General features: G+C 67.1%; 28 protein-coding genes and 1 pseudogene. 16 read left to right on the top strand and 13 right to left on the bottom strand.

What is annotated here, in order from left to right:
- Nucleotides 1-132: pseudogene (locus WS49_RS34670) on the top strand (electron transfer flavoprotein subunit alpha/FixB family protein); the annotation flags it as partial.
- A 186-nt stretch (nucleotides 133-318) separates the two neighbouring features.
- On the opposite strand, the gene WS49_RS01565 reads toward WS49_RS34670, so the two are convergent.
- A complete protein-coding gene (locus WS49_RS01565) occupies nucleotides 319-1,605 on the bottom strand; it encodes a D-amino acid dehydrogenase (RefSeq protein ID WP_059523818.1) in 1,287 nt (428 codons plus the stop codon).
- A 144-nt stretch (nucleotides 1,606-1,749) separates the two neighbouring features.
- On the opposite strand from WS49_RS01565, the gene WS49_RS01560 reads away from it, so the two are divergent.
- Both WS49_RS01560 and WS49_RS01555 read left to right on the top strand, forming a co-directional pair.
- A complete protein-coding gene (locus WS49_RS01560; protein WP_006762687.1) occupies nucleotides 1,750-2,238 on the top strand; it encodes an Lrp/AsnC ligand binding domain-containing protein in 489 nt (162 codons plus the stop codon).
- A gap of 91 nt (nucleotides 2,239-2,329) precedes the next feature.
- Nucleotides 2,330-3,508, top strand: coding sequence for a PA0069 family radical SAM protein (locus WS49_RS01555; protein WP_059523816.1), 1,179 nt, complete (start codon nucleotides 2,330-2,332; stop codon nucleotides 3,506-3,508).
- Between the two features lie 22 nt (nucleotides 3,509-3,530).
- Here the strand turns inward: WS49_RS01555 and WS49_RS01550 are convergent, their stop codons facing one another.
- Nucleotides 3,531-3,998, bottom strand: a complete 468-nt coding sequence (locus WS49_RS01550) for an NINE protein (protein ID WP_059523814.1) — start codon at nucleotides 3,996-3,998, stop codon at nucleotides 3,531-3,533.
- A 110-nt stretch (nucleotides 3,999-4,108) separates the two neighbouring features.
- On the bottom strand, nucleotides 4,109-5,248 hold the full coding sequence (locus tag WS49_RS01545) for a PQQ-dependent sugar dehydrogenase (protein WP_059523812.1): 1,140 nt from the start codon (nucleotides 5,246-5,248) through the stop codon (nucleotides 4,109-4,111).
- 153 nt (nucleotides 5,249-5,401) lie between these two features.
- On the opposite strand from WS49_RS01545, the gene rpsP reads away from it, so the two are divergent.
- From rpsP to WS49_RS01515, 6 genes are all read left to right on the top strand, one after another.
- Nucleotides 5,402-5,656, top strand: a complete 255-nt coding sequence (gene rpsP / locus WS49_RS01540; RefSeq protein ID WP_006476550.1) for a 30S ribosomal protein S16 — start codon at nucleotides 5,402-5,404, stop codon at nucleotides 5,654-5,656.
- 42 nt (nucleotides 5,657-5,698) lie between these two features.
- A complete protein-coding gene (gene rimM, locus WS49_RS01535) occupies nucleotides 5,699-6,376 on the top strand; it encodes a ribosome maturation factor RimM (RefSeq protein ID WP_059523810.1) in 678 nt (225 codons plus the stop codon).
- A complete protein-coding gene (gene trmD / locus WS49_RS01530) occupies nucleotides 6,376-7,170 on the top strand; it encodes a tRNA (guanosine(37)-N1)-methyltransferase TrmD (protein ID WP_059523808.1) in 795 nt (264 codons plus the stop codon). The genes rimM and trmD overlap by 1 nt, the downstream gene beginning before the upstream one ends.
- 133 nt (nucleotides 7,171-7,303) lie before the next feature.
- Nucleotides 7,304-7,696 carry a 50S ribosomal protein L19 gene (gene rplS, locus WS49_RS01525; protein ID WP_006753174.1) on the top strand — a complete coding sequence of 131 codons (393 nt, stop codon included), beginning with the start codon at nucleotides 7,304-7,306 and terminating at the stop codon, nucleotides 7,694-7,696.
- Between the two features lie 87 nt (nucleotides 7,697-7,783).
- Nucleotides 7,784-8,470, top strand: coding sequence for a CoA pyrophosphatase (locus WS49_RS01520; RefSeq protein WP_059523805.1), 687 nt, complete (start codon nucleotides 7,784-7,786; stop codon nucleotides 8,468-8,470).
- 120 nt (nucleotides 8,471-8,590) lie between these two features.
- The gene (locus WS49_RS01515) at nucleotides 8,591-9,529 is read left to right on the top strand and encodes a CobD/CbiB family protein (protein WP_059523804.1); all 939 of its coding nucleotides are present in this window, start codon (nucleotides 8,591-8,593) and stop codon (nucleotides 9,527-9,529) included.
- 78 nt (nucleotides 9,530-9,607) lie between these two features.
- Here WS49_RS01515 and WS49_RS01510 read toward each other — a convergent pair whose 3' ends face one another.
- From WS49_RS01510 to WS49_RS01500, 3 genes are all read right to left on the bottom strand, one after another.
- Complete coding sequence (locus WS49_RS01510; RefSeq protein ID WP_059523802.1) at nucleotides 9,608-9,925, bottom strand: putative signal transducing protein; 318 nt, start codon at nucleotides 9,923-9,925, stop codon at nucleotides 9,608-9,610.
- A 61-nt stretch (nucleotides 9,926-9,986) separates the two neighbouring features.
- Nucleotides 9,987-10,928, bottom strand: a complete 942-nt coding sequence (rsgA, locus tag WS49_RS01505) for a ribosome small subunit-dependent GTPase A (protein ID WP_059523800.1) — start codon at nucleotides 10,926-10,928, stop codon at nucleotides 9,987-9,989.
- Nucleotides 10,925-12,184 carry a M48 family metallopeptidase gene (locus WS49_RS01500; protein WP_059523797.1) on the bottom strand — a complete coding sequence of 420 codons (1,260 nt, stop codon included), beginning with the start codon at nucleotides 12,182-12,184 and terminating at the stop codon, nucleotides 10,925-10,927. Before WS49_RS01500 ends, rsgA begins: the two co-directional genes overlap by 4 nt.
- Nucleotides 12,185-12,302: 118 nt before the next feature.
- On the opposite strand from WS49_RS01500, the gene orn reads away from it, so the two are divergent.
- Nucleotides 12,303-12,923, top strand: coding sequence for an oligoribonuclease (gene orn / locus WS49_RS01495; RefSeq protein WP_059523795.1), 621 nt, complete (start codon nucleotides 12,303-12,305; stop codon nucleotides 12,921-12,923).
- A gap of 16 nt (nucleotides 12,924-12,939) precedes the next feature.
- Here orn and mog read toward each other — a convergent pair whose 3' ends face one another.
- Together mog and yjgA are read right to left on the bottom strand one after the other, a co-directional pair.
- The gene (gene mog / locus WS49_RS01490; RefSeq protein ID WP_082725450.1) at nucleotides 12,940-13,557 is read right to left on the bottom strand and encodes a molybdopterin adenylyltransferase; all 618 of its coding nucleotides are present in this window, start codon (nucleotides 13,555-13,557) and stop codon (nucleotides 12,940-12,942) included.
- Nucleotides 13,541-14,146 carry a ribosome biogenesis factor YjgA gene (gene yjgA, locus WS49_RS01485; protein ID WP_290371025.1) on the bottom strand — a complete coding sequence of 202 codons (606 nt, stop codon included), beginning with the start codon at nucleotides 14,144-14,146 and terminating at the stop codon, nucleotides 13,541-13,543. The genes mog and yjgA overlap by 17 nt, the downstream gene beginning before the upstream one ends.
- A gap of 128 nt (nucleotides 14,147-14,274) precedes the next feature.
- Here yjgA and pmbA point away from each other — a divergent pair, with 128 nt between their 5' ends.
- Nucleotides 14,275-15,645, top strand: coding sequence for a metalloprotease PmbA (gene pmbA, locus WS49_RS01480; RefSeq protein ID WP_059523791.1), 1,371 nt, complete (start codon nucleotides 14,275-14,277; stop codon nucleotides 15,643-15,645).
- 83 nt (nucleotides 15,646-15,728) lie between these two features.
- Here the strand turns inward: pmbA and WS49_RS01475 are convergent, their stop codons facing one another.
- Nucleotides 15,729-16,229: a dihydrofolate reductase gene (locus WS49_RS01475; RefSeq protein WP_059523789.1), complete on the bottom strand. Its 501-nt coding sequence runs from the start codon at nucleotides 16,227-16,229 to the stop codon at nucleotides 15,729-15,731.
- A 26-nt stretch (nucleotides 16,230-16,255) separates the two neighbouring features.
- On the opposite strand from WS49_RS01475, the gene WS49_RS35810 reads away from it, so the two are divergent.
- Complete coding sequence (locus WS49_RS35810; protein ID WP_156441312.1) at nucleotides 16,256-16,435, top strand: hypothetical protein; 180 nt, start codon at nucleotides 16,256-16,258, stop codon at nucleotides 16,433-16,435.
- A 69-nt stretch (nucleotides 16,436-16,504) separates the two neighbouring features.
- Here the strand turns inward: WS49_RS35810 and WS49_RS01470 are convergent, their stop codons facing one another.
- Nucleotides 16,505-16,858 (bottom strand): hypothetical protein, encoded by a 354-nt coding sequence (locus WS49_RS01470; RefSeq protein ID WP_257130190.1) that lies wholly within the window; start codon nucleotides 16,856-16,858, stop codon nucleotides 16,505-16,507.
- A 473-nt stretch (nucleotides 16,859-17,331) separates the two neighbouring features.
- Here WS49_RS01470 and WS49_RS01465 point away from each other — a divergent pair, with 473 nt between their 5' ends.
- Together WS49_RS01465 and WS49_RS01460 are read left to right on the top strand one after the other, a co-directional pair.
- Nucleotides 17,332-18,729, top strand: a complete 1,398-nt coding sequence (locus WS49_RS01465) for a sigma-54 dependent transcriptional regulator (RefSeq protein ID WP_059523787.1) — start codon at nucleotides 17,332-17,334, stop codon at nucleotides 18,727-18,729.
- 42 nt (nucleotides 18,730-18,771) lie between these two features.
- Nucleotides 18,772-19,743, top strand: coding sequence for a thymidylate synthase (locus WS49_RS01460; RefSeq protein ID WP_059523845.1), 972 nt, complete (start codon nucleotides 18,772-18,774; stop codon nucleotides 19,741-19,743).
- A 104-nt stretch (nucleotides 19,744-19,847) separates the two neighbouring features.
- Here WS49_RS01460 and WS49_RS01455 read toward each other — a convergent pair whose 3' ends face one another.
- Nucleotides 19,848-22,373 carry a DUF6600 domain-containing protein gene (locus tag WS49_RS01455; protein ID WP_059523785.1) on the bottom strand — a complete coding sequence of 842 codons (2,526 nt, stop codon included), beginning with the start codon at nucleotides 22,371-22,373 and terminating at the stop codon, nucleotides 19,848-19,850.
- Between the two features lie 162 nt (nucleotides 22,374-22,535).
- Nucleotides 22,536-23,243, bottom strand: a complete 708-nt coding sequence (locus tag WS49_RS01450) for an ArsR/SmtB family transcription factor (RefSeq protein WP_059523783.1) — start codon at nucleotides 23,241-23,243, stop codon at nucleotides 22,536-22,538.
- A 178-nt stretch (nucleotides 23,244-23,421) separates the two neighbouring features.
- Here WS49_RS01450 and WS49_RS35500 point away from each other — a divergent pair, with 178 nt between their 5' ends.
- Nucleotides 23,422-23,562 carry a hypothetical protein gene (locus tag WS49_RS35500; protein ID WP_175915183.1) on the top strand — a complete coding sequence of 47 codons (141 nt, stop codon included), beginning with the start codon at nucleotides 23,422-23,424 and terminating at the stop codon, nucleotides 23,560-23,562.
- A gap of 120 nt (nucleotides 23,563-23,682) precedes the next feature.
- Nucleotides 23,683-24,195, top strand: coding sequence for an acyl-CoA thioesterase (locus WS49_RS01445; RefSeq protein ID WP_014897688.1), 513 nt, complete (start codon nucleotides 23,683-23,685; stop codon nucleotides 24,193-24,195).
- A 56-nt stretch (nucleotides 24,196-24,251) separates the two neighbouring features.
- On the opposite strand, the gene fumC is transcribed toward WS49_RS01445, so the two are convergent.
- Complete coding sequence (fumC, locus tag WS49_RS01440; protein WP_059523781.1) at nucleotides 24,252-25,646, bottom strand: class II fumarate hydratase; 1,395 nt, start codon at nucleotides 25,644-25,646, stop codon at nucleotides 24,252-24,254.
- Nucleotides 25,647-25,722 lie beyond the last annotated feature (76 nt).

The raw sequence follows: 25,722 nt of genomic DNA, 5'->3' as shown, positions 1-25,722 counted from the left end.
GGCATGAAGGATTCGAAGGTGATCGTCGCGATCAACAAGGATCCCGAAGCGCCGATCTTCAGCGTGGCCGACTACGGGCTCGTCGGCGATCTGTTCGCGCTCGTGCCGGAACTCGTGAATGAACTGGGCTGACACGGCGTGACTTGACGCTTCGGCGGCAAGTACGCAAGACGAGGGGCGCGATGAGCGCCCCTTTTTTGTGCGATGGCCGAGGCTCTGTTTCGAGCCCGAAACGCATTCGCTGTAACGAAAAAGGCGCCCCGAGGGCGCCTTTTTCGTTGATGCGGGTCGGCCTGCCTCGCCGCGGACCGTTCCGACTTATGCGTATGCCGGGCGCGTCTGGCCGGCCACGTCCTTCAGGTAGCGATGCACCGACAGGTCGTCGGCCTGGATTGCCGGTTTCTTGCCCGAGATCAGGTCGGCGAGCAGTTGGCCCGACCCGCACGACATCGTCCAGCCGAGCGTGCCGTGGCCGGTGTTCAGAAACAGGTTCGAGACCGGCGTGCGGCCGACGATCGGCGTGCCGTCCGGCGTCATCGGGCGCAGGCCTGTCCAGAACGTTGCCTTCGACGTGTCGCCGCCGCCCGGGAACAGGTCGTTCACGCACATTTCGAGCGTCTCGCGACGCGCGGCACGCAGGTTCTTGTCGAAGCCGACGATCTCCGCCATGCCGCCGACGCGGATGCGCTGGTCGAAACGCGTGATCGCGATCTTGTAGGTTTCGTCCAGCACCGTCGACACGGGCGCGGCCGTCTCGTCGACGATCGGCGCGGTGATCGAATAGCCCTTCAGCGGATAGACGGGGATCTTCATCAGGTTCGAGATGAAGTTCGTGGAGTACGACCCGAGCGCGACGACGTATGCATCCGCGCGCACCGTCTCGCTGCCGCACTGCACGCCGGCGATCCTGCCGCCCGCGATCGCCAGCGCGTCGATCGGCGTGTTGTAGCGGAACTTCACGCCGAGCGATTCCGCGAGCGCCGCGAGGCGCGTCGTGAACAACTGGCAGTCGCCCGTTTCGTCGCCCGGCAGGCGCAGGCCGCCCGTCAGCTTGTGCGACACGGCGGCGAGCGCCGGTTCGGCATTCTTGAGCTCGGCCGGCGACAGCAGTTCGAACGGCACGTTCGCTTCCTGCAGCACCGCGATATCCTTCGCCGCGCCGTCGAGTTGCTGCTGCGTGCGGAACAGCTGCAGCGTGCCGCCCGTGCGGCCTTCGTACTGGATACCCGTGTCGGCGCGCAGCGCCTGCAGGCAATCGCGGCTGTATTCGGCGAGGCGGACCATGCGGCCCTTGTTGACTGCATAGCGCTCGGCCGTGCAGTTGCGCAGCATCTGCCACATCCACTGGAGCTGGAAGCGCGTGCCGTCGAGGCGGATCGCGAGCGGCGCGTGCTTCTCGAACATCCACTTGACGGCCTTCAGCGGCACGCCGGGCGCGGCCCACGGCGCAGCATAGCCGGGCGAGATCTGACCTGCGTTCGCGAAGCTCGTCTCGAGTGCCGGGCCGGCTTCCCGGTCGATCACCGTGACTTCATGACCGGCGCGCGCGAGGTAATACGCGCTTGCCACGCCCACCACACCGCTGCCCAGAATGACGACTCGCATAGCTGCTCCAGATGGAAGGATCAGGTCGAGGCCGGGCGCACGTGCGTCTCCGTGTAACCTCTAGCTGATCTAGTTTTTTGCGCTATGGTATTGTCGAATGTGCAGGTTTTGTTATCGTATTTTTCAGGTTTTCAGCATAAACAAATGAGAACGCAACGCCAGCCAGTACGCTCGCTCGACAAGCTCGACCGGCGCATCCTCAAACTGCTCCAGGACGACGGCCGGATGGCGATGAAGGACCTCGCGGAGCAGGTCGGGCTGACCGTCACGCCGTGTATCGAGCGCGTGCGGCGCATGGAGCGCGACGGCGTCATTACCGGCTATCACGCGCGCGTCGATCCGGGGCAGCTCGGCGCCGCGTTGCTGGTATTCGTCGAGATCACGCTCGGCCACAAGGGCGGCAACATGTTCGAGCAGTTCCGGCGCGAAGTGATGAAGATCGACGAGGTGCTCGAGTGCCATCTCGTGTCCGGCGACTTCGATTACCTGATCAAGGCGCGCATCGGTGAAATGGCCGACTATCGCAAGCTGCTGGGCGACATCCTGCTGCAGTTGCCCGGCGCGGTGCAGTCGAAGAGCTATGTCGTGATGGAAGAAATCAAGGAGACGCTGACGATCTCGGTCGGCGAATGACCGTGGCTGCTGCCTGCAGCCCGTCCCTCAATCCCGCCCTTGGCATGCTGCACCCAATACTGTATAAATGTACAGTATTTGGTGCAGGCGAATGGGTGAGCGCATGGACGGTCGGTCCGACAACGAATTTCCGATAGCACCGCCGGCGCCCCGCAAGGGGCGCGGTGCGGTCGACAACCTCCAGGGGCGATACGAAACGGCGCTGCGCGAAGCGGTCGACGACGGCTGGACACACGAATCGGACGACGCCGATCTGCCCGCGCCGCTGCGGACGCAGGTGTTCGAGGAGCGCGCAAAGAGCATCCTGACGCACAACCAGTCGCCGGACATACCGTTCAGCGTGTCGCTCAATCCGTATCGCGGCTGCGAGCATGGCTGCATCTACTGCTTTGCACGGCCGACCCATAGTTACCTCGGTCTGTCGCCGGGGCTCGATTTCGAGAGCCGCATCTATGCGAAGGTCAACGCGGCCGAATTGCTCGAGCGCGAGATTTCGCGCAAGCGCTACGTGCCGGAGCCGATCGCGCTCGGCGTCAACACCGATGCATACCAGCCGGTCGAGCGCGATCTGCGCATCACGCGCAGTGTGATCCAGGTGATGCACGATCACGGGCTGCCGTTCGCCGCGATCACGAAATCGTCCCTGATCGAGCGCGATCTGGATCTGCTGGCCCCGATGGCCAAGCGCGGGCAGGTGATGGCCGCGGTCACGATCACGACGCTCGATGCCGATCTCGCGCGCACGCTCGAGCCGCGTGCGGCGACGCCGGCGCGCCGGCTGCGCACGATCCGCGCGCTGCGTGATGCGGGCGTGCCGGTGGGCGTCAGCATTGCACCGATGATCCCGTTCGTCACAGAGCCGGACATGGAGCGTGTGCTGGAAGCTTGTGCGGAAGCCGGCGCGACGCACGCGAGTTACATCATCCTGCGGCTGCCGTGGGAGGTCGCGCCGCTGTTCAAGAACTGGCTCTCCGCGCATTTCCCCGATCGCGCGGAGCGCGTGATGAACCGCGTGCGCGACATGCGCGGCGGGAAGGACTACGACTCGGATTTCGCGAAGCGGATGAAGGGCGAGGGAATCTGGGCCGACCTGTTGCGGCAGCGGTTCCGTCAGGCCGTGAAGCGGCTAGGGTTGAACGAGCGTGCGAACGGCATTCTGGATCTGTCGCAGTTTCGCGGTGCGCCGGCGACCGGGGCGGCGGCGCAGCGCCCGGTGGCGGGCGCGACCGGCACGAAGTCGCGTGACGACGTGCAACTGAGCCTGTTCTGATCCGGCCGACGCGTGTTGGCGCTTACTGCGAGATTTGCTTTGCCGCTTCGACTTGCGATTCGAAGTACGTCTGGAACGACAGCGCGAGGGCGGTCATCAGCAGGAACGCACCGATCAGCAGCGAAAAGATCACGATGAAGATCACCGTCCAGCCTGACTGGCTGTGCTTGCCTGTGTCGGCATTGAATTGCGCGTCCCACTTCTCGTCGGGGCGCAGGCCGTAGACGAGCGCGGCGAGGAACGCTGCCAGAAGCGAGATCGCACCCGGCACGGCGAGCCACCAGCCGAGGTTGGCACTGCGCTGGGTCGCGGCGAGCAGCAGGAAACCCGGGATCCCGACGATTGTCGCGAGCAGGTGCGCCCAGCCGTACACGTCGCGAAAGCCGTACAGGTAGAAGCGGTGCGCGCCGAGCGAACCGAGCAGGAACGCGAGGGCGGCGGTGAGCGTCTTGGAGCGGAAGCGGCGGGACGATGCGGTGCTGCTGGACATGGATGGCGGCGGATTATCGTTGGCATGGGCGGCCGGCGGGCCGGCGCGGGGCGCTCGGCCCGGCACGCATTCTACGATGCCCGGTCGGGCCCGGTCACCCCTTGCATGCGTCAAGGTGCCGCATAGGTGATGCGGTAGATGGCGCCTGCGTAGTCGTCGCTGACGAGCAGCGAGCCGTCCGGCAGCGGCAGGACGTCGGCCGGGCGCCCCCACACGGTGCCGTCCGCGCGCAGCCAGCCTGTGATGAACGGTGTCTGGCTTGCGTGGCTGCCGTCGGCCGACACGACCGCGCGCATTACGCGATAGCCGACCTTCGTGCTGCGATTCCACGAACCATGCTCGGCAATGAAGATGTTGTTGCGATATGACGCCGGAAACATTGTTCCCGTATAGAAGCGCATGCCGAGTGCCGCGACGTGCGCGCCGAGTTTCAGCACGGGCGGCGCGTAGCGGCGGCACACGTCGGCGCTCCCGAATTCAGGGTCGGGCGTGTCGCCGCCGTGGCAATATGGAAAGCCGAAATCGAGGCCCGCGCGCGGCGCACGATTCAGCGTGTCGTCGGGCACGTCGTCGCCCATCAAGTCGCGCCCGTTGTCGGTGAACCACAGCTCGCGCGACTCGGGGTGCCAGGCAAAGCCGACGGTATTGCGCACGCCGCGGGCAAACACTTCCCGGCCGCTGCCGTCCGCGTTCATGCGTGCGATGATCGCGTATCGATCGCGATCGGCGAGGCACACGTTGCATGGGGCGCCGGTCGGCACGTAGAGCTTGCCGTCGGGGCCGAATGCGATGAATTTCCAGCCGTGATGATGATCGGTCGGCAACGTATCCGTCACGACAGCCGGCGCCGGAGGCCTGGCGAGCCGGTCGTCGATGTGATCGAGGCGCAGAATACGCGACACGGCGGAGATATAGAGCGCGCCGTCGCGATACGCGACGCCGACGGGCATGTCGAGCCCCGATGCGATCACGTAGCGGGCCGTGATCCGGCCCTCCTGCATCACAAGTGCATGCACACGGCCTTCCCGCGAGCCGACATACAGGATTCCGCGCGGCGACCACGCCATTTCGCGGGCGGTCGGCACTGCGTCGGTCAGCACGTCGACGTGGAAGCCGGGTGGCACGACGAGTTTGTCCGCCGGCGTTGCGGCGTAAGCCGCGGTGGCTGCGAGGCAGGTGAGGAGGCCGGTCAGCAAGCCCGCGAGGCGGTGCTGCGCGCGGCGCGCCAGGGTGACGCAAGATGGCGGCATGGCGGCGGTAAGCGTCGTGGACACGACGATTGTATGCCCGGCGTGCAGGGCGTCCGTGGAATTTTTGCGCGTAAGTGTTTGTTGTGGCTTTGGTTTCCGGCTATAATCGCACGTTTCAGTAGTTTCGAACCCGGTTTTCCCGAAGGATTTCATATGGTTATCATCCGTCTGGCTCGCGGCGGCTCGAAGAAGCGCCCGTTCTACAACATCGTCGCTACCGATTCGCGCAACCGTCGTGACGGCCGCTTCATCGAGCGCGTCGGCTTCTACAACCCGGTCGCCACGAAGGGCGAATCGCTGCGTATCGCTCAGGACCGCCTGACGTACTGGCAAGGCGTTGGCGCGCAACTGTCGCCGACCGTCCAGCGTCTCGTGAAGGAAGCGCAAAAGGCGCAACCGGCTGCCTAACATGGCGCGGTGTGCCGGTCGTGCCGGCTGCAAGGAGCATTGATGTCCGGTCACGATTCCGGTAACGCAAAGCGCGGGCGAGCGTCATTTGGCGCATTCGTCCGCAAGCCGGTCGAGCGCGACACTGTCGCGAGCGCCGGTACGGCTGCCGAGCAGGGCAGTCTCGAGGCAGTACAAGCCTGGCCCGACGATGCTGTCGAGGTCGGGGCGGTCGTCGACGCCTATGGCCTGAAAGGCTGGGTCAAGGTGGCGACGCATGCAGACGCCGGTCGCGGCGGCGATGCGCTGCTCAAGGCGCGCCGCTGGTGGCTGGAACGGGGTGGGGAGCGCTTGTCTGCCCGCATCCTGCAGTCGAAGACGCACGGCGACACAGTCGTCGCGCATACCGCGGGTGTCAACGACCGCGATGCCGCAATGGCTTTGCGCGGCTTTCGCGTGTTCGTGCGCCGGGAAGATTTCCCGGCATTGGCCGCGGACGAATTCTATTGGGTTGACCTGATCGGCCTCGAGGTCGTCAACGAGCAATCGGTGGCGCTCGGGACGGTGAGCGGGATGATCGACAACGGCGTGCATTCGATCATGCGCGTCGAGTATCCGGCAGTCGGCAAGGATGGTCGGCCGACCACCGACGAACGGCTGATTCCGTTCGTCGGCGTCTACGTCAAAACGGTGGATCAGGCGGCACGTCGCATCGTCGTCGACTGGGAAGCCGATTACTAATGAACCAGGTTACGGAGAGCGCGGTGCAGTTCGACGTCGTCACGCTCTTTCCCGAAATGTTCCGCGCACTGACCGACTGGGGAATCACCAGCCGGGCCGTGAAGCAGGGGCGCTTCGGGCTGCGCACCTGGAATCCGCGTGATTTCACGACGGACAACTACCGCACGGTCGACGATCGTCCGTACGGCGGCGGTCCGGGCATGGTGATGCTGGCCAGGCCGCTCGAGGCCGCGATCGGCGCTGCGAAAGCAGCGCAGGCGGATCAGGGCGTCGCGAGCACGCGTGTGGTGATGATGTCGCCGCAAGGTGCACCGTTCACGCACGAACGTGCGGTGCGAATGGCGCAGGAGCCTGGTGTCATCGTGCTGTGCGGCCGCTACGAGGCGATCGATCAGCGTTTGCTCGACCGGTGCGTCGACGAGGAAATCAGCCTCGGCGATTTCGTTCTGTCCGGCGGCGAACTGCCGGCGATGGCGATGATGGATGCCGTCGTGCGCCTGCTGCCTGGCGTGCTGAACGACGCGCAGTCGGCTGTGCAGGACAGCTTCGCCGACGGGCTGCTCGATTGTCCGCATTACACGCGCCCCGAGGAATACGAGGGGATGCGCGTGCCGGACGTGCTGCTCGGCGGCCATCATGCCGAGATCGAGCGGTGGCGGCGCCAGGAAGCGTTGAGGAATACGTTGCGGAAGCGGCCGGACCTGATCGTCCGGGCGCGCCGCGAGAAGTTGTTGAGCCGTGCCGACGAGGCATGGCTTGCGAACCTCGCACGCGAAGCGAAGAACGCCTCCTGAGGCGGCGGCGCGGGCGGGAAATGGCGGTGCCGTGCATGCGTGCGCGGTGCCTGATGTGAATCCATCCTCTATCGGGGCCAAGCCTGGAAGCAGGCGGGTGCAAACGCCGACAAGATGGCTTTAGGAGTCAGTGATGAATCTGATCGCAAAACTTGAGCAGGAAGAGATCGAGCGCGCGCTCGCCGGCAAGACGATCCCCGAATTCGCCCCGGGCGACACGGTGATCGTGAACGTGAACGTGGTTGAAGGTAACCGCAAGCGCGTTCAGGCGTACGAAGGCGTCGTGATCGCGATTCGCAACCGTGGTCTGAACTCGAACTTCATCGTCCGCAAGATTTCGTCGGGCGAAGGCGTCGAGCGTACGTTCCAGACCTACTCGCCGCTGCTGGCGAGCATCGTCGTGAAGCGTCGCGGTGATGTGCGTCGCGCGAAGCTGTACTACCTGCGCGAGCGTTCGGGCAAGTCGGCTCGAATCAAGGAAAAGCTGGTGTCGAAGGATCGCGCCGCAGCAGCTTCCCAAGAGTAAGAGCTGTAAGGAAAAAGCACCCTCCCGGGTGCTTTTTTCATTCTGGCGCGACAATATGCTCGATACGTCACGAACTCGAGATCCCCATTGAATCGCCGCCCCATCATTGATCCCGAAGTGCTGCCGGTCGAAGGCACTGGCGCCGGCTTGCCGTCCATCGAAACCCGCTTGATGACCCCGCCCGGGCTGCGCGAGCGTTTCGCGCGCACGCTCGAATGGAGCGTCGAGCCCGGAGAGGCACGGCTGCAGGAGGGCGTCGATCCGCGCAGCGCCGCCGTCCTCATCCCGCTCGTCGTTCGCGAGGGCGGCCTCACCGTGCTGCTGACCCAGCGCGCCGACCACCTGAACGACCACGCCGGGCAGATCAGCTTCCCCGGTGGCCGTCGCGAGCCGTTCGATCGCGATGCGACGGCGACCGCGTTGCGCGAGGCGAAGGAAGAAATCGGACTGGCCGCCGAACCGGTGGAGGTGCTCGGTGCGCTGCCCGACTACCTGACGGGGACCGGCTTCTGCGTGACGCCCATCGTGGGGCTCGTGCATCCGCCGTTTACCGTGCAGGCCGACACGTTCGAGGTTGCCGAGATTTTCGAGGTACCGCTCGCGTTCCTGATGAGTCCGGCGAACCACCAGGTGCGCGTGTTCCGCTGGGAAGGTGGCGAGCGTCGTTTTTTTGCGATGCCCTATCCGAACGGCGAATCGGCAGGGCATTACTTCATCTGGGGCGCAACTGCCGGCATGTTGCGCAATCTGTACCGCTTCTTGGCAGCCGGATAGCATCCGGCCCGAACCCGCGCACGCGGCCGGCCGCCGGCCCGTCGCGTCGGCAGCCATGCGCTGCTTACGCTGTGCTATCGTTATGCAAAAAATGACATAACTCCGAAGACGGCGCCACGCATGACTTTCTTTTCGGTTCTTCTCGCCCTCATCATCGAACAGGTCCGCGCGTTGTCGCCGAGCAATCCGGTGTTCGCCCTGTTCCAGTTTCATGCGGAAACCGTCGCGCATGGCCTCGACGCCGGCAAGCAAAAGCATGGTGTGCTCGCATGGCTTGCAGTCGTGCTGCCGTGGGTGCTGATCGTCGCGCTGATCTACTTTCTGCTGTTCAAGGTGAGCTTCGTGCTCGCGTTCATCTGGAACGTCGTCGTCGTGTACTTCACGCTCGGCTTCCGCCAGTTCAGCCACTATTTCACCGATATCCATCTCGCGCTCAACAACGACGACGTGCCGCGCGCGCGTGAAATCCTGCACGAGTGGACGGGCCTCGACACGGTCGACATGCCGGTCGGCGAAATCGTCCGCCATACGCTGATTCATGCGGTCGTTGCGTCGCATCGCCACGTGTTCGGCGTGTTCTTCTGGTACGTGCTGCCCATCGGTCCGGCCGGTGCCGTGCTGTACCGCATCTCCGAATATCTCGCGCGCAGCTGGTCGACGCCGGGCGACGATCGCACCGCCGCGTTCTCGACGTTCGCGCAGCGCGCGTTCTTCGTGATCGACTGGATTCCGTCGCGACTGACCGCGCTCGGCTTCGCGATCGTCGGCAACTTCGAGGATGCGATCTACGCGTGGCGCAATCACACGCGCCAGTGGCCCGACCCGAACGACGGCGTGCTGCTCGCGGCCGGCAGCGGCGCGCTCGGCGCGCGCCTCGCGGGGCCGCTCGCGGAACCGTCGAGTCTCGACGCGTTGGCGGTCGGCGACAGCGGCCCGTTGACGGTCGGTGATGATTGCACGCCGCGCACGCTGCAGTCCGCGGTCGGCCTGGTTTGGCGCGCCGTGATCCTGTGGATGATCCTGCTGTTGATGTTGACGCTGGCCGTCTGGGTGTCGTGACGCCGCAGCGCACGTGCGCGATGAAACGAAAAGGCCGGCTTCATGCCGGCCTTTTTGCCATGCGCCAGGTCAGTCCGCTCAGTCGTCGAGCGGATCGCGTACGGCGCCGCACTGCCAGCAGGCGGTGAACTGAGCCTCCAGCGCCTCGCCGCATCGACGGCAGCGCCACGGAGCGGCGCCGGCCGACGGGCCATGCGACGCCGCATCGAGGAGCCGCCGAGCGAGCGCATCGTCGCGCTCGTCGTCGAGCCACAGCTCGGGGGCGCAAGCGTCGGCGGGCAGGCCGCCGAGCGCGCCGGTCGCGTAGCAGTTGTGCAGTTCGCAACCGATGCCGGCCGCCTGCAGCACATTCGCCCAATGCTGCGCGGTGGCGAGATTGGGGGCCTTGAAACGCATCGCGGCTCCTGTCGGTGAAGGCCGGGCCGGCGCCCCCGGCCGCCTTCTGCCCGCCGTGCGCTCAGCGGACGATCTGGCTTGCCTCGTGCACGAGCTGTGCGTAAAGCGCATGCCGCGACGGTGAGATGCGGCCGTCGGAGACGGCTTCGAGAATCGCGCAGCCCGGCTCGTGCAGATGATGGCAATTATAGAAACGGCAGTCCGCGAGCAGCGGGCGGAATTCCGGGAACGCGCGCTCGAGGCGGCCTTCCGTCAGGTGGTAGAGGCCGAATTCCTGGAAACCCGGCGAATCGATCAGCGCGCCGCCGCCTTCGAGCGGGTAGAGGCGCGTGAACGTCGTCGTGTGACGGCCGCTGTTGAGCGCGGCCGAGATTTCCCGGGTCGCGGCTTCGGCATCGGGCACGAGCAGGTTCACGAGCGTCGACTTGCCCATTCCGGACTGGCCGAGCAGGATCGTCGAATGCCCGGCCAGATGCGGCATCAGTTGCGCGCGCGCATCGTCGGGCGCGCCCTTCACCGACAGTTCGAGCACGTCGTAGCCGAGCGCGCGGTAGGGCGCGAGGCGCTCGCGGGCGACCGGCAGCGCGGCCTCGACGTCGATCTTGTTCAGCACGACGAGCGGCTTCAGTTCATTCGCTTCGGCCGCGATCAGCGCGCGGCCGAGGAGATCCTCGCTGAAATAGGGCTCGGTCGCGAGCACGATCAGCAGCTGATCGAGGTTGGCTGCGAAGAGCTTCGACTTGAACTGGTCGGAACGGTACAGCAGGTTGCGCCGCTCGCCGATCTCGACGATCACGCCCTGGTCGGCCGACGCCTGTTCGTACACGACGCGGTCGCCGACCGCGATCTCGCTTTTCTTGCCGCGCGGGAAGCACTGCAGCATCGGGCCGCCGTCGTCGGGCGCGACGATATAGTGGCGGCCGTGCGCCGCGATCACGCGGCCGTCGACACGCGGCGCGCCCGATGCGCGCGGAGCCGGCTTGCGGGAGGTCGGCCGGCTCATGCGTGCTGCATCAGGCGGTCGATCCGCTGCGACGCCGGCGGATGCGAGTAGTAGAAGGCCGTGTAGACGGGGTCCGGCGTGAGGGTCGACGCGTTGTCCTCGTAAAGCTTCACGAGCGCGCTGACGAGATCCTGCGCATCGGTCTGGCTCGCCGCGAACGCGTCGGCCTCGAATTCATGCTTGCGCGACGTGAGGCTGCTGAACGGCGTCGCGAAGAACAGGAACACGGGGATCGCGAGGAAGAACAGCACGAGCGCGGCGCCCGCGTTGCTCGTGTCGAGCGACGGCGTGACGCCGAGCCCCGTATAGAACCACGTGCGCTGCGCGAGCCAGCCGAGCAGCGCGAGCAGCACGAGGCTCAGCACGAACGACACGAGCATCCGCTTCATTACGTGGCGGCGCTTGAAGTGGCCGAGTTCGTGCGCGAGCACGGCCTCGATTTCCTGGCCGGACAGCCGTGCGAGCAGCGTGTCGAAGAATACGATCCGCTTCGACGCACCGAAGCCCGTGAAGTACGCGTTGCCGTGCGCGGAACGGCGGCTGCCGTCCATCACGAACAGGCCCTTCGCCGCGAAGCCGCACCGCTTCATCAGCGACTCGATGCGCGTGCGCAGCGCTTCGTCCTTCAGCGGTTCGAACTTGTTGAAGATCGGCGCGATGAAGGTCGGGTAGATCAGCAGCACGAGCATCTGGAATGCGACCCAGACGATCCAGGTCCACAGCCACCACAGGCTGCCGGCCTGGTTCATCAGCCACAGCACGACGAACAGCAGCGGCAGGCCGAGCACGGCGCCGAGCAGCGTGTTCTTCAGCATGTCGGTGAAGAACAGGCGCTTGGTCATGCGGTTGAAGCCGAACCGCTGTTCGATCCCGAACTGGCGGTAATACTCGAACGGCACGTCGATCGCGCCCATGATCGCGAGCACGACGGCGACGAGCGCGACCTGCTGCCCGTAGCCGCGGCCGAACCAGCCCGTCAGCAGCGTGTCGAGGGCGCCGACGCCGCCGAGCAGCGTGAGGCCGACCAGCACGGCCGCGCTGACGACGATTTCAAACATCGCCAGCCGGGTGCGCTCGACCGTGTAGTCGGCGGCGCGCTGGTGGGCGGTCAGCGGGATGGTGGCGCTGAACTGCGCGGGCACGCCGTTGCGGTGTGCGGCGACGAAGCGGATCTGCCGCGACGCGAGCCACAGCTTGGTGACGACCATCGCGAGCACGACGATCGCGAACAGCAGGGTGAACGAAAAGGGTGACATCGAAGGCGCCAAAGGGTTCTATGCGAGAATTATATGTTCTTGCGGACCGGGCCCGCTCACGCGATGCCGGCCGCCCGGGCGGCGCCGCGCGCCGTCCGCCATTTTCCAGGGATGACTCATGACCGATACCGCCGCTTCCGCCAGCCAGCCCGCGCTCGTGCGCAACGAGTTGAACCTCGTCTGGCTCGACATGGAGATGACGGGCCTCGACCCGGATAACGACCGCATCATCGAAATCGCGGTCGTCGTGACCAATTCCACGCTCGACATCGCGGTGGAAGGCCCCGTGTTCGCGATCCACCAGAGCGACGAAACGCTCGCGAAGATGGACGACTGGAACAAGTCGACGCACGGCCGCTCGGGCCTGATCGAGCGCGTGCGCGCGTCGACCGTGACCGAGGCGGAGGCTGCCGCGCAGTTGCAGGCGTTTCTCGCGCAGTATGTATCGCCCGGCAAGTCGCCGATGTGCGGCAATTCGATCTGCCAGGATCGCCGTTTCATGGCGCGCTGGATGCCGGAATTCGAGCGGTTCTTCCACTACCGCAACCTGGACGTCAGCACGCTCAAGGAGCTGTGCCGCCGCTGGCAGCCCGCGATCTACAAGGGCTTCCAGAAGCGCGCGATGCACACGGCGCTCGCGGACATCCACGAGTCGATCGACGAACTGAAGTATTACCGCGAGCATTTCCTGATTCCGGCCGCGTCGGCGCCGGCAGGCGAGTCCGCGCCGGCCGCCTGAGCGGGCCGGCACGGACTCAGCGCGGCGCGCGTTGCGCGCTCTTCGGCCGGAACGCCGCGACCACCGCGGCGTCGGTCTCGATGTACGGGCCGCCGATCAGGTCGATGCAGTAGGGTACGGCCGCGAAGATGCCGGGCACGGTCGACTTGCCGTCGGCGTCGCGCAGCCCTTCGAGCGTTTCCCGGATCGACTTCGGCTGGCCGGGCAGGTTGATGATCAGCGCCGCGTGGTCGGCCGTCTCGCGGATCACCGCGACCTGCCGCGACAGGATCGCGGTCGGCACGAAATTCAGGCTGATCTGCCGCATCTGTTCGCCGAATCCCGGCATTTCCTTCGTCGCAACGGCCAGCGTGGCGTCCGGCGTCACGTCGCGCCGCGCGGGGCCGGTGCCGCCGGTCGTCAGCACCAGATCGCACCCCGCGACGTCGACGAGTTCTGCCAGCGTGGCGGAGATCGTCGGCGCGTCGTCCTGGATCAGCCGGGTTTCGGCGCGCCACGGCGAGCGCAATGCGCCGGCGAGCCATTCCTGCAGCGCCGGGATGCCCTTGTCCTCATAAACGCCCGCGCTGGCGCGGTCGCTGATCGACACGAGGCCGACCACGAGCTCGTCCGGGTGGTTACGCTTCGTCGTCATGGTCGTCTCCGGCTTCGTCCGGCGCTTCGTCTGCGTCGGCCTCGTCCGTACCGCTCGCGGTCTTGATCCACTGGAACAGCTCGCGGAAATAGCGCGGCGGCTTGCCTTGCTGCGCTTCCTTGCGTGCGTTGCGGATCAGCGTGCGGCCTTCCTGGATGTCGGCTTCGGGGTGCAGGCGGAGGAATTCGGTCAGCGCGTCGTCGCTGGCGAGCAGCTGCTCGCGCGTGCGCTCGATCCAGTGCAGGCGGGCGGTCGCGGCCTTGTTCACGCCTCGCTGGGCGTCCAGCGCGGTGCGCAGCGCGGCCGTTTCCTCGTCGGTCAGCGAGCGCATCACGCGGCCGACGTATTGGAGCTGGCGGCGTTTGCCTTCGTGGTCGGTGATCCGGCGCGCCTCGCGCACGGCGTCGGCGAGGTCCTCGGGCATCGGCATGCGCTTGAGCGCGTCCTTCGGCAGGTCGACCAGGGCCTGGCCGAGCTCCTGCAGCGCGTGCATCTCGCGTTTCAACTGGGATTTGCTGGGGCGATCGTAGCCATTGCCGGTGTCGTCGTCGGCGTGCTCGATCGGCTGGATTCGGGTTTTGCGTGTCATGGGCGGCATTGTATCGCGGCGCGCACACCCCAAGCTTGTCGGTATGTGGCCCCGGACCTTGCTATGATCGCGGGATACGCAACATTTTGAACATGCGGGCGGCTCGCCCGCCACCGGATATCACGACGATGGCAGCCAATCTCGACGTACAAGCGCGCTATTTCCCGCACACGCAGGACCAGCTCAAAGAAATTGCCTCGGACATCCTTCGCCATGCGAAGGCACTCGGCGCGACGGACGCCGCGACCGAAATCTCCGAAGGCGACGGCCTGTCGGTGTCGGTGCGCCGCGGCGAGGTCGAGACGATCGAACACAACCGCGACAAGATGGTCGGCGTGACGGTGTTCATCGGCAAGAAGCGCGGCAACGCGAGCACGTCGGATTTCTCGCCGGCCGCGATCAAGGACACCGTCGCCGCCGCGTACAACATCGCGCGCTTCACGGCCGAGGACGACGCGGCCGGCCTCGCCGAGGCCGAGCTGCTCGAAACCGACCCGCGCGACCTCGATCTCTACCACCCGTGGGCGCTGACGGCCGACGAGGCCGTCGAGCTCGCCCGCCGCGCGGAAGACGCCGCGTTCGCGGTCAGCCCGCAGATCCGCAACTCGGAAGGCGCGAGCGTGTCGGCACAGCATTCGCAGTTCGTGCTCGCGACGTCGCGCGGCTTCCTCGCCGGCTACCCGTACTCGCGCCACTACATCGCGTGTGCGCCGATCGCGGGCACCGGCCGCCACATGCAGCGGGACGACTGGTATTCGTCGAAGCGCAGCGCGGTCGACCTCGCTGCGCCGGAAGCCGTCGGGCGTTATGCGGCGGAGCGTGCGCTGGCGCGGATGGGCGCGCGCCGTCTCGACACCCGCAAGGTGCCCGTGCTGTTCGAGGCGCCGCTCGCGGCCGGCCTGCTCGGCGCATTCGTGCAGGCCGTCAGCGGCGGCGCGCTGTACCGCAAGACGTCGTTCCTCGTCGACAGCCTCGGCAAGCCGGTGTTCGCGCCGCACGTGCAGGTCGTCGAGGATCCGCACGTGCCGCGCGCGATGGGCAGCGCGCCGTTCGACGAGGAAGGCGTGCGCACGCGTGCGCGCAGCGTCGTCAGCGACGGCGTCGTCGAAGGCTACTTCCTGTCGACCTATTCGGCGCGCAAGCTCGGCACGCAGACGACCGGCAACGCGGGCGGCTCGCACAACCTCGCGCTGCGCAGTTCGAACACGCAGCCGGGCGACGATTTCGACGCGATGCTGAAGAAGCTCGGCACGGGCCTGCTGTTGACCGAGCTGATGGGGCAGGGCGTGAACTACGTGACCGGCGATTATTCGCGCGGCGCGGCCGGCTTCTGGGTCGAGAACGGCGTGATCCAGTATCCGGTCGAGGAAATCACCGTCGCGAGCACGTTGCAGGAGATGTTCCGGCATATCGTCGCGATCGGTGCGGATTCGATCGTCCGCGGGACGAAGGAAACGGGCTCGGTGCTGATCGAGCAGATGACGATCGCCGGGCAGTAAACGGCGCGGCGTCGGCCGCCAGGAAACTGAAAAGCCCGACCGGCGTGCGTGCGCCGGTCGGGCTTTTTGTCGTGCGCCGCGTGTCAGCCGCGCTTGCGCGCGTAGACGACGAACGCATAGTCGAACGTGTTCGGTGCGGCGGCCTGGTGCGGGTCGCGCGACACTTCGTGCCAGTGCGCGGGATCGGGCGCCGGGAACGACGCATCGCCCTCGAAGTCCGCGTCGATTTCGGTGACGACCAGCTTGTCGGCGAGCTCCAGGCCTTCCGCATAGAGCTGTGCGCCGCCGATCAGGAATGCTTCGGCGACGCCGTCGCGCGCGGCGAGCGCGAGCGCATCGGCGAGGGACGTGACGGTGTCGCAGCCGTCGAAGCGGCGCGTTGCGTCGCGCGTGACGACGATATTGCGGCGGCCCGGCAGCGGCCGACCGATCGACTCGTGGGTCTTGCGGCCCATCACGATCGGCGCGCCCATCGTCGTGCGCTTGAAGAACGCGAGGTCCTCGGGAAGTTTCCAGGGCAACTGGTTGTCGCGGCCGATGATGCCGTTGCGGGCGCGCGCGACGATCAGGGTCAACGTCGTCATGAAGGTCGGGGAAGAGGAGAGCCGGAATGGCGCCGATTCTACCGGAATGGCGGCGCGCGACCGCATTGGCGGTTTTCGGTCCGCCGCGCCTCGTCGGCGGTGGCGACGAGGTGCGGCCTTTGCGCCGTGATGTCCTGAATAAAAAGAGTGCCCGCCGGGGGACGGACACAAAAAACGGTTCGCGTCGAGATATGGACGCTGCATGAAACGGCCTGATTCATCCCACTCGATCTGTAATCCTCATCGATTGAGCGGCGTGTGGCGTCGTGAGCGGATTATCGATGCATGCGGTTTCCGGTGTTTCCCTCCATCGCATGTTGCGCGTTGCCGGGAAGCGGAACAGGAATCGGGATCGGCAGCGGAGCAGGCGGGGCGAGCTCGTCCCACAGCGTCACCCATGTGTTGCCCGACGAACGCGGTTTGGGTGCGGCGATCGGCACGATACTGATGCGGTTGTCCTGTTGCATGCGCGGCGCGTTATCGGCAAGCAGCATCGCGCGTTCGGGCCGCGTGCCTTCTTCCGAGCGTGCCGGCATGAACGGGCACGCGAGCGCAAACGCTATCGTCATCTGCACGCAAGACCGTGAAAAAAGTGTTCGCATGGCCGCCTTCTCCGATCCGTTGCACATTCAGCGAAATGCATGCCATCGGGCGAAGAGCGTTGTCGCGTCTGCGATTTGCGGGGGAGCGTCATGAATCGCAATCGAAAACGCCGGGAAATGTTTCAGGCGTGAAACGACGGGGCTTGGGAATACTGCGGATTCAATCAAAACGCTTCAAGGATGAAAATTTGCGCGTGTGTCGATGCAGGTACGCGTCGCTGCGCGTGTGCTATGTGCAGATGATTGATAAACGTCGACCATTGAGCGATTCGGCCGCTCGCCCCTTTGCGCTGCAATTGGTTTGTCGCATTCAGCGCCTATAACTAAGCCGTCGTGACCAAAAAATAACTGGACGCGAGACAAACGCCATCATGCGAGGCTGGTCGCCGCCGCGCATCGGCATGGCGAATCGAGCCGCTTCGGCTGACCCGGTTCGATCCTTTTGCACGTGACTTGGCGTGTACGGCAATCGTTAGACGGTTGATGAACGGGGTGGGCATATGGGAGCCGAGCAGCGGCATGTGATCTATTTCTCGCGCGAGCCGAACGACGCGTTGCGCGGGCATTTCGACGAATGCGGGTGGCGCGTCGATCTTGCGGAAAGCGCACGCGACGTGCGGCGTGTCGTGCAGCACGGCGTGGCAACCGCCGGCCTGCTCGATTTCTCGCCGGGTTTTCGGCCCGCGGATCTGCGCGAACTCGAAACGTGCTTGAGCATCCAGCAAATCGGCTGGATCGCGGCGACCCGGCGTGGGCAGTTGCAGGACGCCACGCTGCGACATCTCATTCGCGACTATTGCTTCGACTACGTGACGATGCCGTACGAGGCGTCGCGCATCGTCGAGACCATCGGCCATGCGCACGGCATGGTCGCGCTGACCGACCCGGTGGCGTCGCCCGTCGGCGCCGGGCGCGCCGAAGGCGAGATGGTCGGCACCTGCGACGCGATGCTCGGCCTCTTCAGGACGATCCGGCGCGTCGCCACGACCGATGCACCGGTGTTCATCTCCGGCGAATCGGGTACCGGCAAGGAACTGACGGCCGTTGCGATCCACGAGCGCTCGGCGCGCGCGCAGGCGCCGTTCGTCGCGATCAATTGCGGTGCGATTCCGTCGACGCTGCTGCAGGCCGAACTGTTCGGCTACGAGCGCGGTGCTTTTACGGGCGCGAATCAGCGCAAGATCGGCCGTGTCGAGGCCGCGAACGGCGGCACGCTGTTTCTCGACGAGATCGGCGACCTGCCGCTCGAGAGCCAGGCGAGCCTGCTGCGATTCCTGCAGGAAGGCAAGATCGAGCGGCTCGGCGCGCATGTGTCGGTGCCGGTCGACGTGCGCGTGATCTGCGCGACGCACGTGGACATGGAAGCGGCGCTGCGCGACGGGCGGTTCCGCGAGGACCTGTTCCATCGGCTGTGCGTGCTGAAGATCGAGGAGCCGCCGCTGCGCGCGCGCGGCAAGGACATCGAGCTGCTGGCGCGCCACATGCTCGAGCGTTTCAAGGGCGACGCGCATCGCCGTCTGCGCGGTTTCTCGCCGGACGCGATCGCCGCGCTGTACGGTTATTCGTGGCCGGGCAACGTGCGCGAGCTGATCAATCGCGTGCGCCGCGCGATCGTGATGTCGGAGGGCCGGATGATTACCGCGGCCGATCTCGAGCTCAACGAATTCGCGATCCTGGCGCCCGTCTCGCTCACCGAGGCGCGGGAAGCGGCCGAACGGCAGGCGATCGAGCAGGCGCTGCTGCGCCACCGCGGCCGTTTCGCCGATGCGGCGCGCGAACTCGGCGTGTCGCGCGTCACGTTGTACCGGCTGATGTGCGCGCATGGCATGCGCGATCGCAGCGACCCGCTGGGAGGGTTTTCGGCGCCGTTGCCGGAGGTTCCGCGTCACGCTTGCTAAAATTGGCGGGTGACGGCCGCCCTCGCGGCCGAAGGAACCCGCATGAAACAGTACCTCGACCTCGTTCGCACCATCCTCGACACCGGCACCTGGCAGGAGAACCGCACGGGCATCCGCACCATCAGCATGCCCGGTGCGATGCTGCGGTTCGACCTGCAGCAAGGTTTCCCGGCCGTGACGACCAAGAAGCTCGCGTTCAAGTCCGCGATCGGCGAACTGGTCGGCTTCCTGCGGGCATCGCGCAGCGCGGCCGATTTCCGCGCGCTCGGCTGCAAGGTGTGGGACGCGAACGCGAACGACAATGCGCAGTGGCTCGCGAACCCGTACCGCCAGGGCGTCGACGACCTGGGTGACGTGTACGGCGTGCAATGGCGCCAGTGGCCCGGCTACAAGGTGCTCGACGCGGGCGCCGACGCGCAGATCGCCGACGCGACGCGCCGCGGTTTCCGGATCGTCACGCGCTTCGACGAGGACGGTGCGCCGAAGGTGCTGCTGTACAAGGCGATCGACCAGTTGCGCCAGTGTCTCGACACGATCATGGAGAACCCGGCCGATCGCCGCATCCTGTTTCACGCGTGGAATCCGGCCGTACTCGACCAGATCGCGCTGCCCGCGTGCCATCTGCTGTACCAGTTCCTGCCGAACGTCACGAAGCGCGAGATTTCGCTGTGCCTGTACATCCGCAGCAACGACGTCGGGCTCGGCACGCCGTTCAACCTGACGGAAGGGGCCGCGCTGCTGTCGCTCGTCGGCCGGCTGACGGGTTACACGCCGCGTTGGTTCACTTATTTCATCGGTGACGCGCACATCTACGAGAACCAGCTCGACATGCTGCAGCAGCAGCTCACGCGCGAACCGTACGACAGCCCGCGGCTCGAGATCGCCGAGCGCGTGCCGGACTACGCGAAGACGGGCGTTTATGCACCCGAATGGCTCGAGCAGATCGAGCCGTCCGACTTCTCGCTCGTCGGCTACCGGCATCATGAGCCGTTGACCGCGCCGATGGCGGTCTGAGCCCCGGCGTTCGACGGCGGCGCGGGTTACGCGATACGCGACAGATGGAATGAAGAAGGCCCGACCGGCATTCGCCGGTCGGGCCTTTCCGTTTCATCGGGCGGTTATTGGCGGTGCCGCTCCTCGTGGCCGCCGGGCGGCGGATTGCTCGGGCGCGGCGCCTCGACGTGCGGCGCCGGTTGCGGCCGCGGTTCCATGCGCGGCGCGGGCATCGACGGCCGCGGCTCCATGCGCGGCGCCTGCGGCTGCGGCCGCGGCATGTCGTGCACGGCCGGCGCGGGCGGGCGGTATTCGTTCACGCGCGGCGGCGCGACCTCGCGCCGCGGTGCCGGTTGCGCGTATTCGGGGCGCGGTTGCGGCGTCGGGGCCGCCCGCTCGGGCCGCGGCTGCGCATGCTGGGCCGGTGCCGCGAAGTCAGGACGCGGACGTGGCTGCGGAATCTGCGCGGTCGTATCGATCCGTGGTTGCGGTAACGCGCGCGGCGTTTCCTGCCGCGCGTCGGGTTGCGTGCCGTGCGCGGCTTCCGGATGCGGGACCGCCGCCGCACTGCGCACGGGCGGCAGGGCATTCTGTCCCGCTGCGTGGAGTGCCGTCGGCGGCGTCGGGCGCTGACGCTCCATCGGCGTGTGCGGCTGCATCCACGCGGGCGCGGGCGCCGCGGCAGCGTGCGTGTTGTCGTGCCCGGTCGGCGCGTTGACGGCCGTCGGCGGGTGCGGGACGCCATTTCCGGCGCCGGGCGCCTGATGCGGAGCCGGATTGCTCGGCGCCTGCGGCGTGGCGCCGTTCGCGACGCGCGGCGCATTGGGGGCTTCGCCGTTCATCGGCCGCACGCCATTCGGCATGATCGGCATCGGGGCACCCGGCCGTGCGGCCTGTGCCTCTGCCTGTGCCGGAGCGGGCTGCCCGTCGCGCGGCGCGTGTGCCGGTTGCACGACGGGACCGTGCGGATTCACGAGCTGCACGTTGCGCATCGCCCATGCACCGGCTTTCGGATTGCCCGGAACGCGAACCGGGCGAGCCGTATAGTCGGCCGGCACATTCGTCCTCGCGACGGGCGCGCCCGCGCCCGGCACGCGCCCGCCTTGCCGGGCGAGATGCGCGGCCGCCTGGTCGCGATATGCAGCCGGCACCGCCGGATTGCGCGTCGCGACGAACGTGTGCTGTCCGATCGCCGCCGGCGGGCGGTAGCTGGCCGTGCGCAGTCCGCCGGTAAAGCTCTGACGCACCGGCGCGATGCCGGGGGTGCCCGGCATCACGTGTGCATTGCGCCATTGCTGCGGATCGACGCGCTGCGAGAAGTGCGCGACCGGCTGACCGTGCACGAACGCGGATGCCGGCACGGCCGTGATCGCATGCGGCGCCCGGAAGTTCACGTACGTCTTGTTGATGTTCGTGATGTTGGTGACGTTGTTGATGTTCGTCACGTTCACGGTCTTGTTGACCGTCACGTTGTTGACCACGATGTTCCGGTTCACGCGATCGTAGTAATGCGGGCTCCAGCCACCCCAGCCGGGATGCCAGGGTTCGCCCGGGCCGAGTGCGAACCACGCGCAGCCGGCCGCGGCGACGCCGCCGACCGTCAGCGCGACGCTCCAGTCGGGACCGCCGCCTCCACCCACGAACGCGACGAGCGCCGGCGCGTAGACGGGCGGCTGGCTGACGACCATCGGGCCGGGCACCCATGCCCAGCTGTCGTCGACATAGGCCCAGCGGCCGTAGTGATAAGGCGCGAAGCCCCACGGCGCATCGTCGACCCACGTCCAGCCCCACGGCGCCTGCCAGATCCAGTGACCGTCGTGATACGGCGCCCAGTCGGCCGGCGTGTCGTTCGGCACCCAGACGTTGCCGTAATTCGGCGTTTCGCGCCAAGTACCGTTCGCGTCGAGATCCTGATAGCCGGGAATGTCGCGCGATACGTAGCGGGCCGACACCGAGCGCTGCTCGGCCGCATCGCGGCCGGCGGCCCACTGGTCGAGCGCGTCGGGGGCCGGTGCGGCCGATTGCTGCGCGACCTGCAGGTCGGTGCCGGTGAACACGACCTGCTGCCCGGGCGACAGCGGATACTGCCCGTTGCTGCCGTAGACGGTTGCGCTGCCGCTGCGGACGGTGACCGTCGTGGTCTCGCCATTCGGCGCGACATCGACGCGATAGTCGCCCGGGCCCGTGACGCCGAGCGCGAGATTGGGCGTGTCGATTTCGTAGGTTCCGCCCGGCGGCAGATCGCGCACGTGCGTCGACACGGTGCCGAGCCCGACCTTCAGCTGCGTCGTGTTGTCGTCGAGGTTCAGGACCGACAGGCTCGTCGATTCGCCGAGGCGCACCGCGGTCGAGCCGATGTGCAGCTCCGAGCGCGCGCCGGCATCGTTCCACAGCTGGTCGCCGGTCGTCAGCGGCCGGTTCACGGCGGCGTACGACCAGGTATCGGTGCCGGCGGGCTCCGTCGTCACGGCACCCGACATGTAGTTGAGCCGGGCGACGCGGCTCGGCGGATCGCCGCCCGGCTGTCGGGCGGCGGCCGCATATGCCGCGGCCTGTGTCGCTTGCGCGAATGCGGAGGGCAGGGTCGCCAGCGTGGCGAACGCGAGCAGCGTGCAGCGGGCGGTTCGCTTGAGCGTGAACAGGGAGGCCATGATGAGCGTCTTCGTCGTTATCGCGGCGCGTCGATTCGTGCCGTTGAGTTCACAATATCCGCTCGGCCTGTTTCAGTGCTCGGTGTTTTGTAAGTCGAATGGCACGCGATGTAACAAAACCTGTCCATCGCGCGCCGTTGTCGTCCGGTCGCAATGTGCGCGTCAAGCGGACGTAAGCCAGTCGTCGAAAATCTGCTGTCCGGGCACGGTGACGCGCAGCACGCGCGGCCGCGCGGCACGCTCGATCCAGCCGTGCGCGCAGAAGCTGTCGAGGAGTGCCGCGCCCAGCGCGCCGCCGAGATGCGGGCGGCGCTCGCTCCAGTCGAGACAGCCGCATGCGAAACGGCGGCGGCGCGTGCGCTGCTGTGCGACGTCGATGCCCCAGCGCGCGAGCGCCTGCGTGCCGAGCTCGGTGGCCTCGATCGCGTCGCCGTCCGCCTGCAGCCAGCCGCGCGCGGTGAGCCCGTCGAAGATGCGGACCGCGAGCTCGCCGGCCATGTGGTCGTAGCAGGTACGCGCATAGCGCAGTTCGGCCGGCACCGTGCGCGACGGCGGCGGCACCGGACGGTTCGGCGCGGCCGCGCGGGCCACGTTCGCGAGTGCCTCGAGCGATGCCGCGATGTCGGCCGACGCGAGCCGGTAGTAGCGGTGCCGGCCGCGCACGTCGAGCGCGAGCAGGCCACCTTCGGTCAGGCGCGCGAGGTGCGCGCTCGCCGCGGACGGCGACAGCCCCGCGATCATCGTCAGTTCGCCGGCCGGCCGCGCGCTGCCGTCCATCAGCACCCACAGCATCGCGGCGCGCCCGGGATCGGCGATCAGTGCGCCGATCCGGCTCAGGCCTGGAAAGTGGTGGTCGTCTTGATCGGTCATCGTCGTGTCTCGTCAGGCGGAATGACTGCAGTGTAGGCGCTGCGCGCATTCGATGTTTCGCGTTCGGATGAAATGTCGGATGCGGCGGGGCGGTGCGCGACCGGCGGTCGTCGGCCGCGCGCGCGTAGAATGACCCGACGCGGCGGCAGTGGGCCGCCGGATGCGACACGATGCAACGATGAAGACGATTTTCTGCTTGTTGGCGGCCGCGCTCCTCTGCGCGGCCTGTGCGCAGGGCGGCGCGGGCGCTGCCGGCGCGCGGGGCGGCAGCCTCGAGATGTACGGGACGATCGACCAGGGGATCACGGTGCGCCGCTGACGGGCGCCGATTTCCGGCGCCGACGCCGGCTCAGCGTGCGCGGCGGGTGCCGCGACGTGTTGCCGCAGTGCAACGTATAATGCGCCGATTGCAGTGCCCCCGCCGCCTGGAGCTACCACGATGTCCCAACCGTCCCCCGTACCGGCCGCCCTCGACCGCACCGAAACCGTATTCCGCTTCCTCGCCGAGCCGTCGTCCGTGAACTTCGGCGGCAAGGTGCATGGCGGCGCGCTGATGAAGTGGATCGACGAGGTCGCGTATGCGTGTGCGGCGGTCTGGTCGAGCCGCTATTGCGTGACGGTCAGCGTCGGCAATATCCGCTTCCAGCGTCCGATCCTCGTCGGCAACCTGGTCGAACTGAAGGCGCGCGTCGTCGCGACGGGGCGCACCAGCATGCATATCCATGTGTCCGTGCATGCCGGCGATCCGAAGGGCGGCGTGTTGCGCCAGACGACCGATTGCCTCGTCGTGTTCGTCGCGGTCGACGAGAACGGCAACCCGGTGCCGGTGCCGCCGTTCGTGCCCGAGACCGACGAGCAGAAGGTGCTCGCCAAATATGCGGCCGACGTGCGCGCCGCGCTCGACAAGATCGTCGAGATGAAGCCCGAGGAAGTGGCGAAGGGCACCGTCTGACGACAACGGGCGCCGCGCATGCGTGCCGCGCCCGTCATCGCGTCACCTCCCCGCGATCACCGCGCTCCGATCATCTCTTCGGGGCGCACCCACGCGTCGAATTCCGCCTCGGTCAAGTAGCCGAGCGCGAGCGCGGCGGCCTTCAGCGTCGAGCCTTCCTTGTGCGCTTTCTTCGCGATCTGCGCGGCCTTGTCGTAGCCGATGTGCGGATTGAGCGCCGTGACGAGCATCAGCGATTCGTTCAGCAGCAGGTCGATGCGCGCGCGGTTCGGCTCGATGCCCACCGCGCAGTGGTCGTTGAAGCTCTGCGCGCCGTCGGCGAGCAGCCGCACCGACTGAAGCACGTTGTGCGCGATCATCGGCCGGAACACGTTCAGCTCGAAATTGCCGCTGGCGCCGCCGACGTTGACCGCGACGTCGTTGCCGAACACCTGGCAGCACAGCATCGTCACGGCTTCCGACTGCGTCGGGTTCACCTTGCCCGGCATGATCGAGCTGCCCGGTTCGTTCTCCGGAATCGACAGTTCGCCGAGCCCGCAGCGCGGCCCGCTCGCGAGCCAGCGGACGTCGTTGGCGATCTTCATCAGGCCGGCCGCGACCGTCTTCAGCGCGCCGTGCGCGAACACCAGCGCATCGGCGGCCGCCATCACCTCGAACTTGCTCGGTGCGGTCACGAACGGCAGCTTCGTCAGCCGGCCGATCTCGTCGGCCACGCGCACCGCGAACTCCGGATGCGCGTTCAGCCCGGTGCCGACGGCGGTGCCGCCGAGCGCGAGTTCGTACAGGTGCGGCAGCGCCGATTCGACGTGCCGGACGCCCTGGTCGAGCTGCGCGACATAGCCGGAAAACTCCTGCCCGAGCGTGAGCGGCGTCGCGTCCTGCAGGTGCGTGCGGCCGATCTTCACGATGTCGGCGAAAGCCTTCGACTTCGCGTCGAGCGTCGCGCGCAGCGTGCGCAGCGCGGGCAGCAGGTGGTTGACGATCGCGTAGGCGGCCGCGACATGCATCGCGGTCGGGAACACGTCGTTCGACGACTGGCCGCGGTTCACGTCGTCGTTCGGGTGGACCTTGCGTGCTTCGCCGCGCTCGCCGCCGAGCAGCTCGCTCGCCCGGTTCGCGATCACCTCGTTGAGGTTCATGTTGGTCTGCGTGCCGGAGCCCGTCTGCCAGACCGCGAGCGGGAATTCGCGCGGATGCTTGCCCGCGATGATCTCGTCGGCCGCGTCGATGATCGCGCGCGCCTTGTCGTCGGCCAGCACGCCGAGCGACTGGTTCACGGCGGCCGCGGCGCGCTTGACGATCGCGAGCGCGTGGATCAGCTCGGGCGACTGCTTCTCCGTCGAGATCCGGAAATTCTGCAGCGAGCGTTCCGTCTGCGCGCCCCAGAGCCGGTTGGCCGGCACGGCGATCTCGCCGAACGTGTCGCGTTCCATCCGAACTGCTTCGTTCATGATGCACTCCTCTTGGGAAGGGGAAAGGCCGCGCGTGGCGCGGCGTCTGGCGTATCGTGAGGCAGTCGCGCCGCTG

It is taken from the genome of Burkholderia sp. RF7-non_BP4, assembly GCF_001521935.1.
In the GTDB taxonomy this organism is placed as follows: Bacteria; Pseudomonadota; Gammaproteobacteria; order Burkholderiales; family Burkholderiaceae; genus Burkholderia; species Burkholderia diffusa.
The sequence above is the reverse complement of the archived record's forward strand: the minus strand, read 5'-3'. Positions and strand labels throughout refer to the sequence as shown.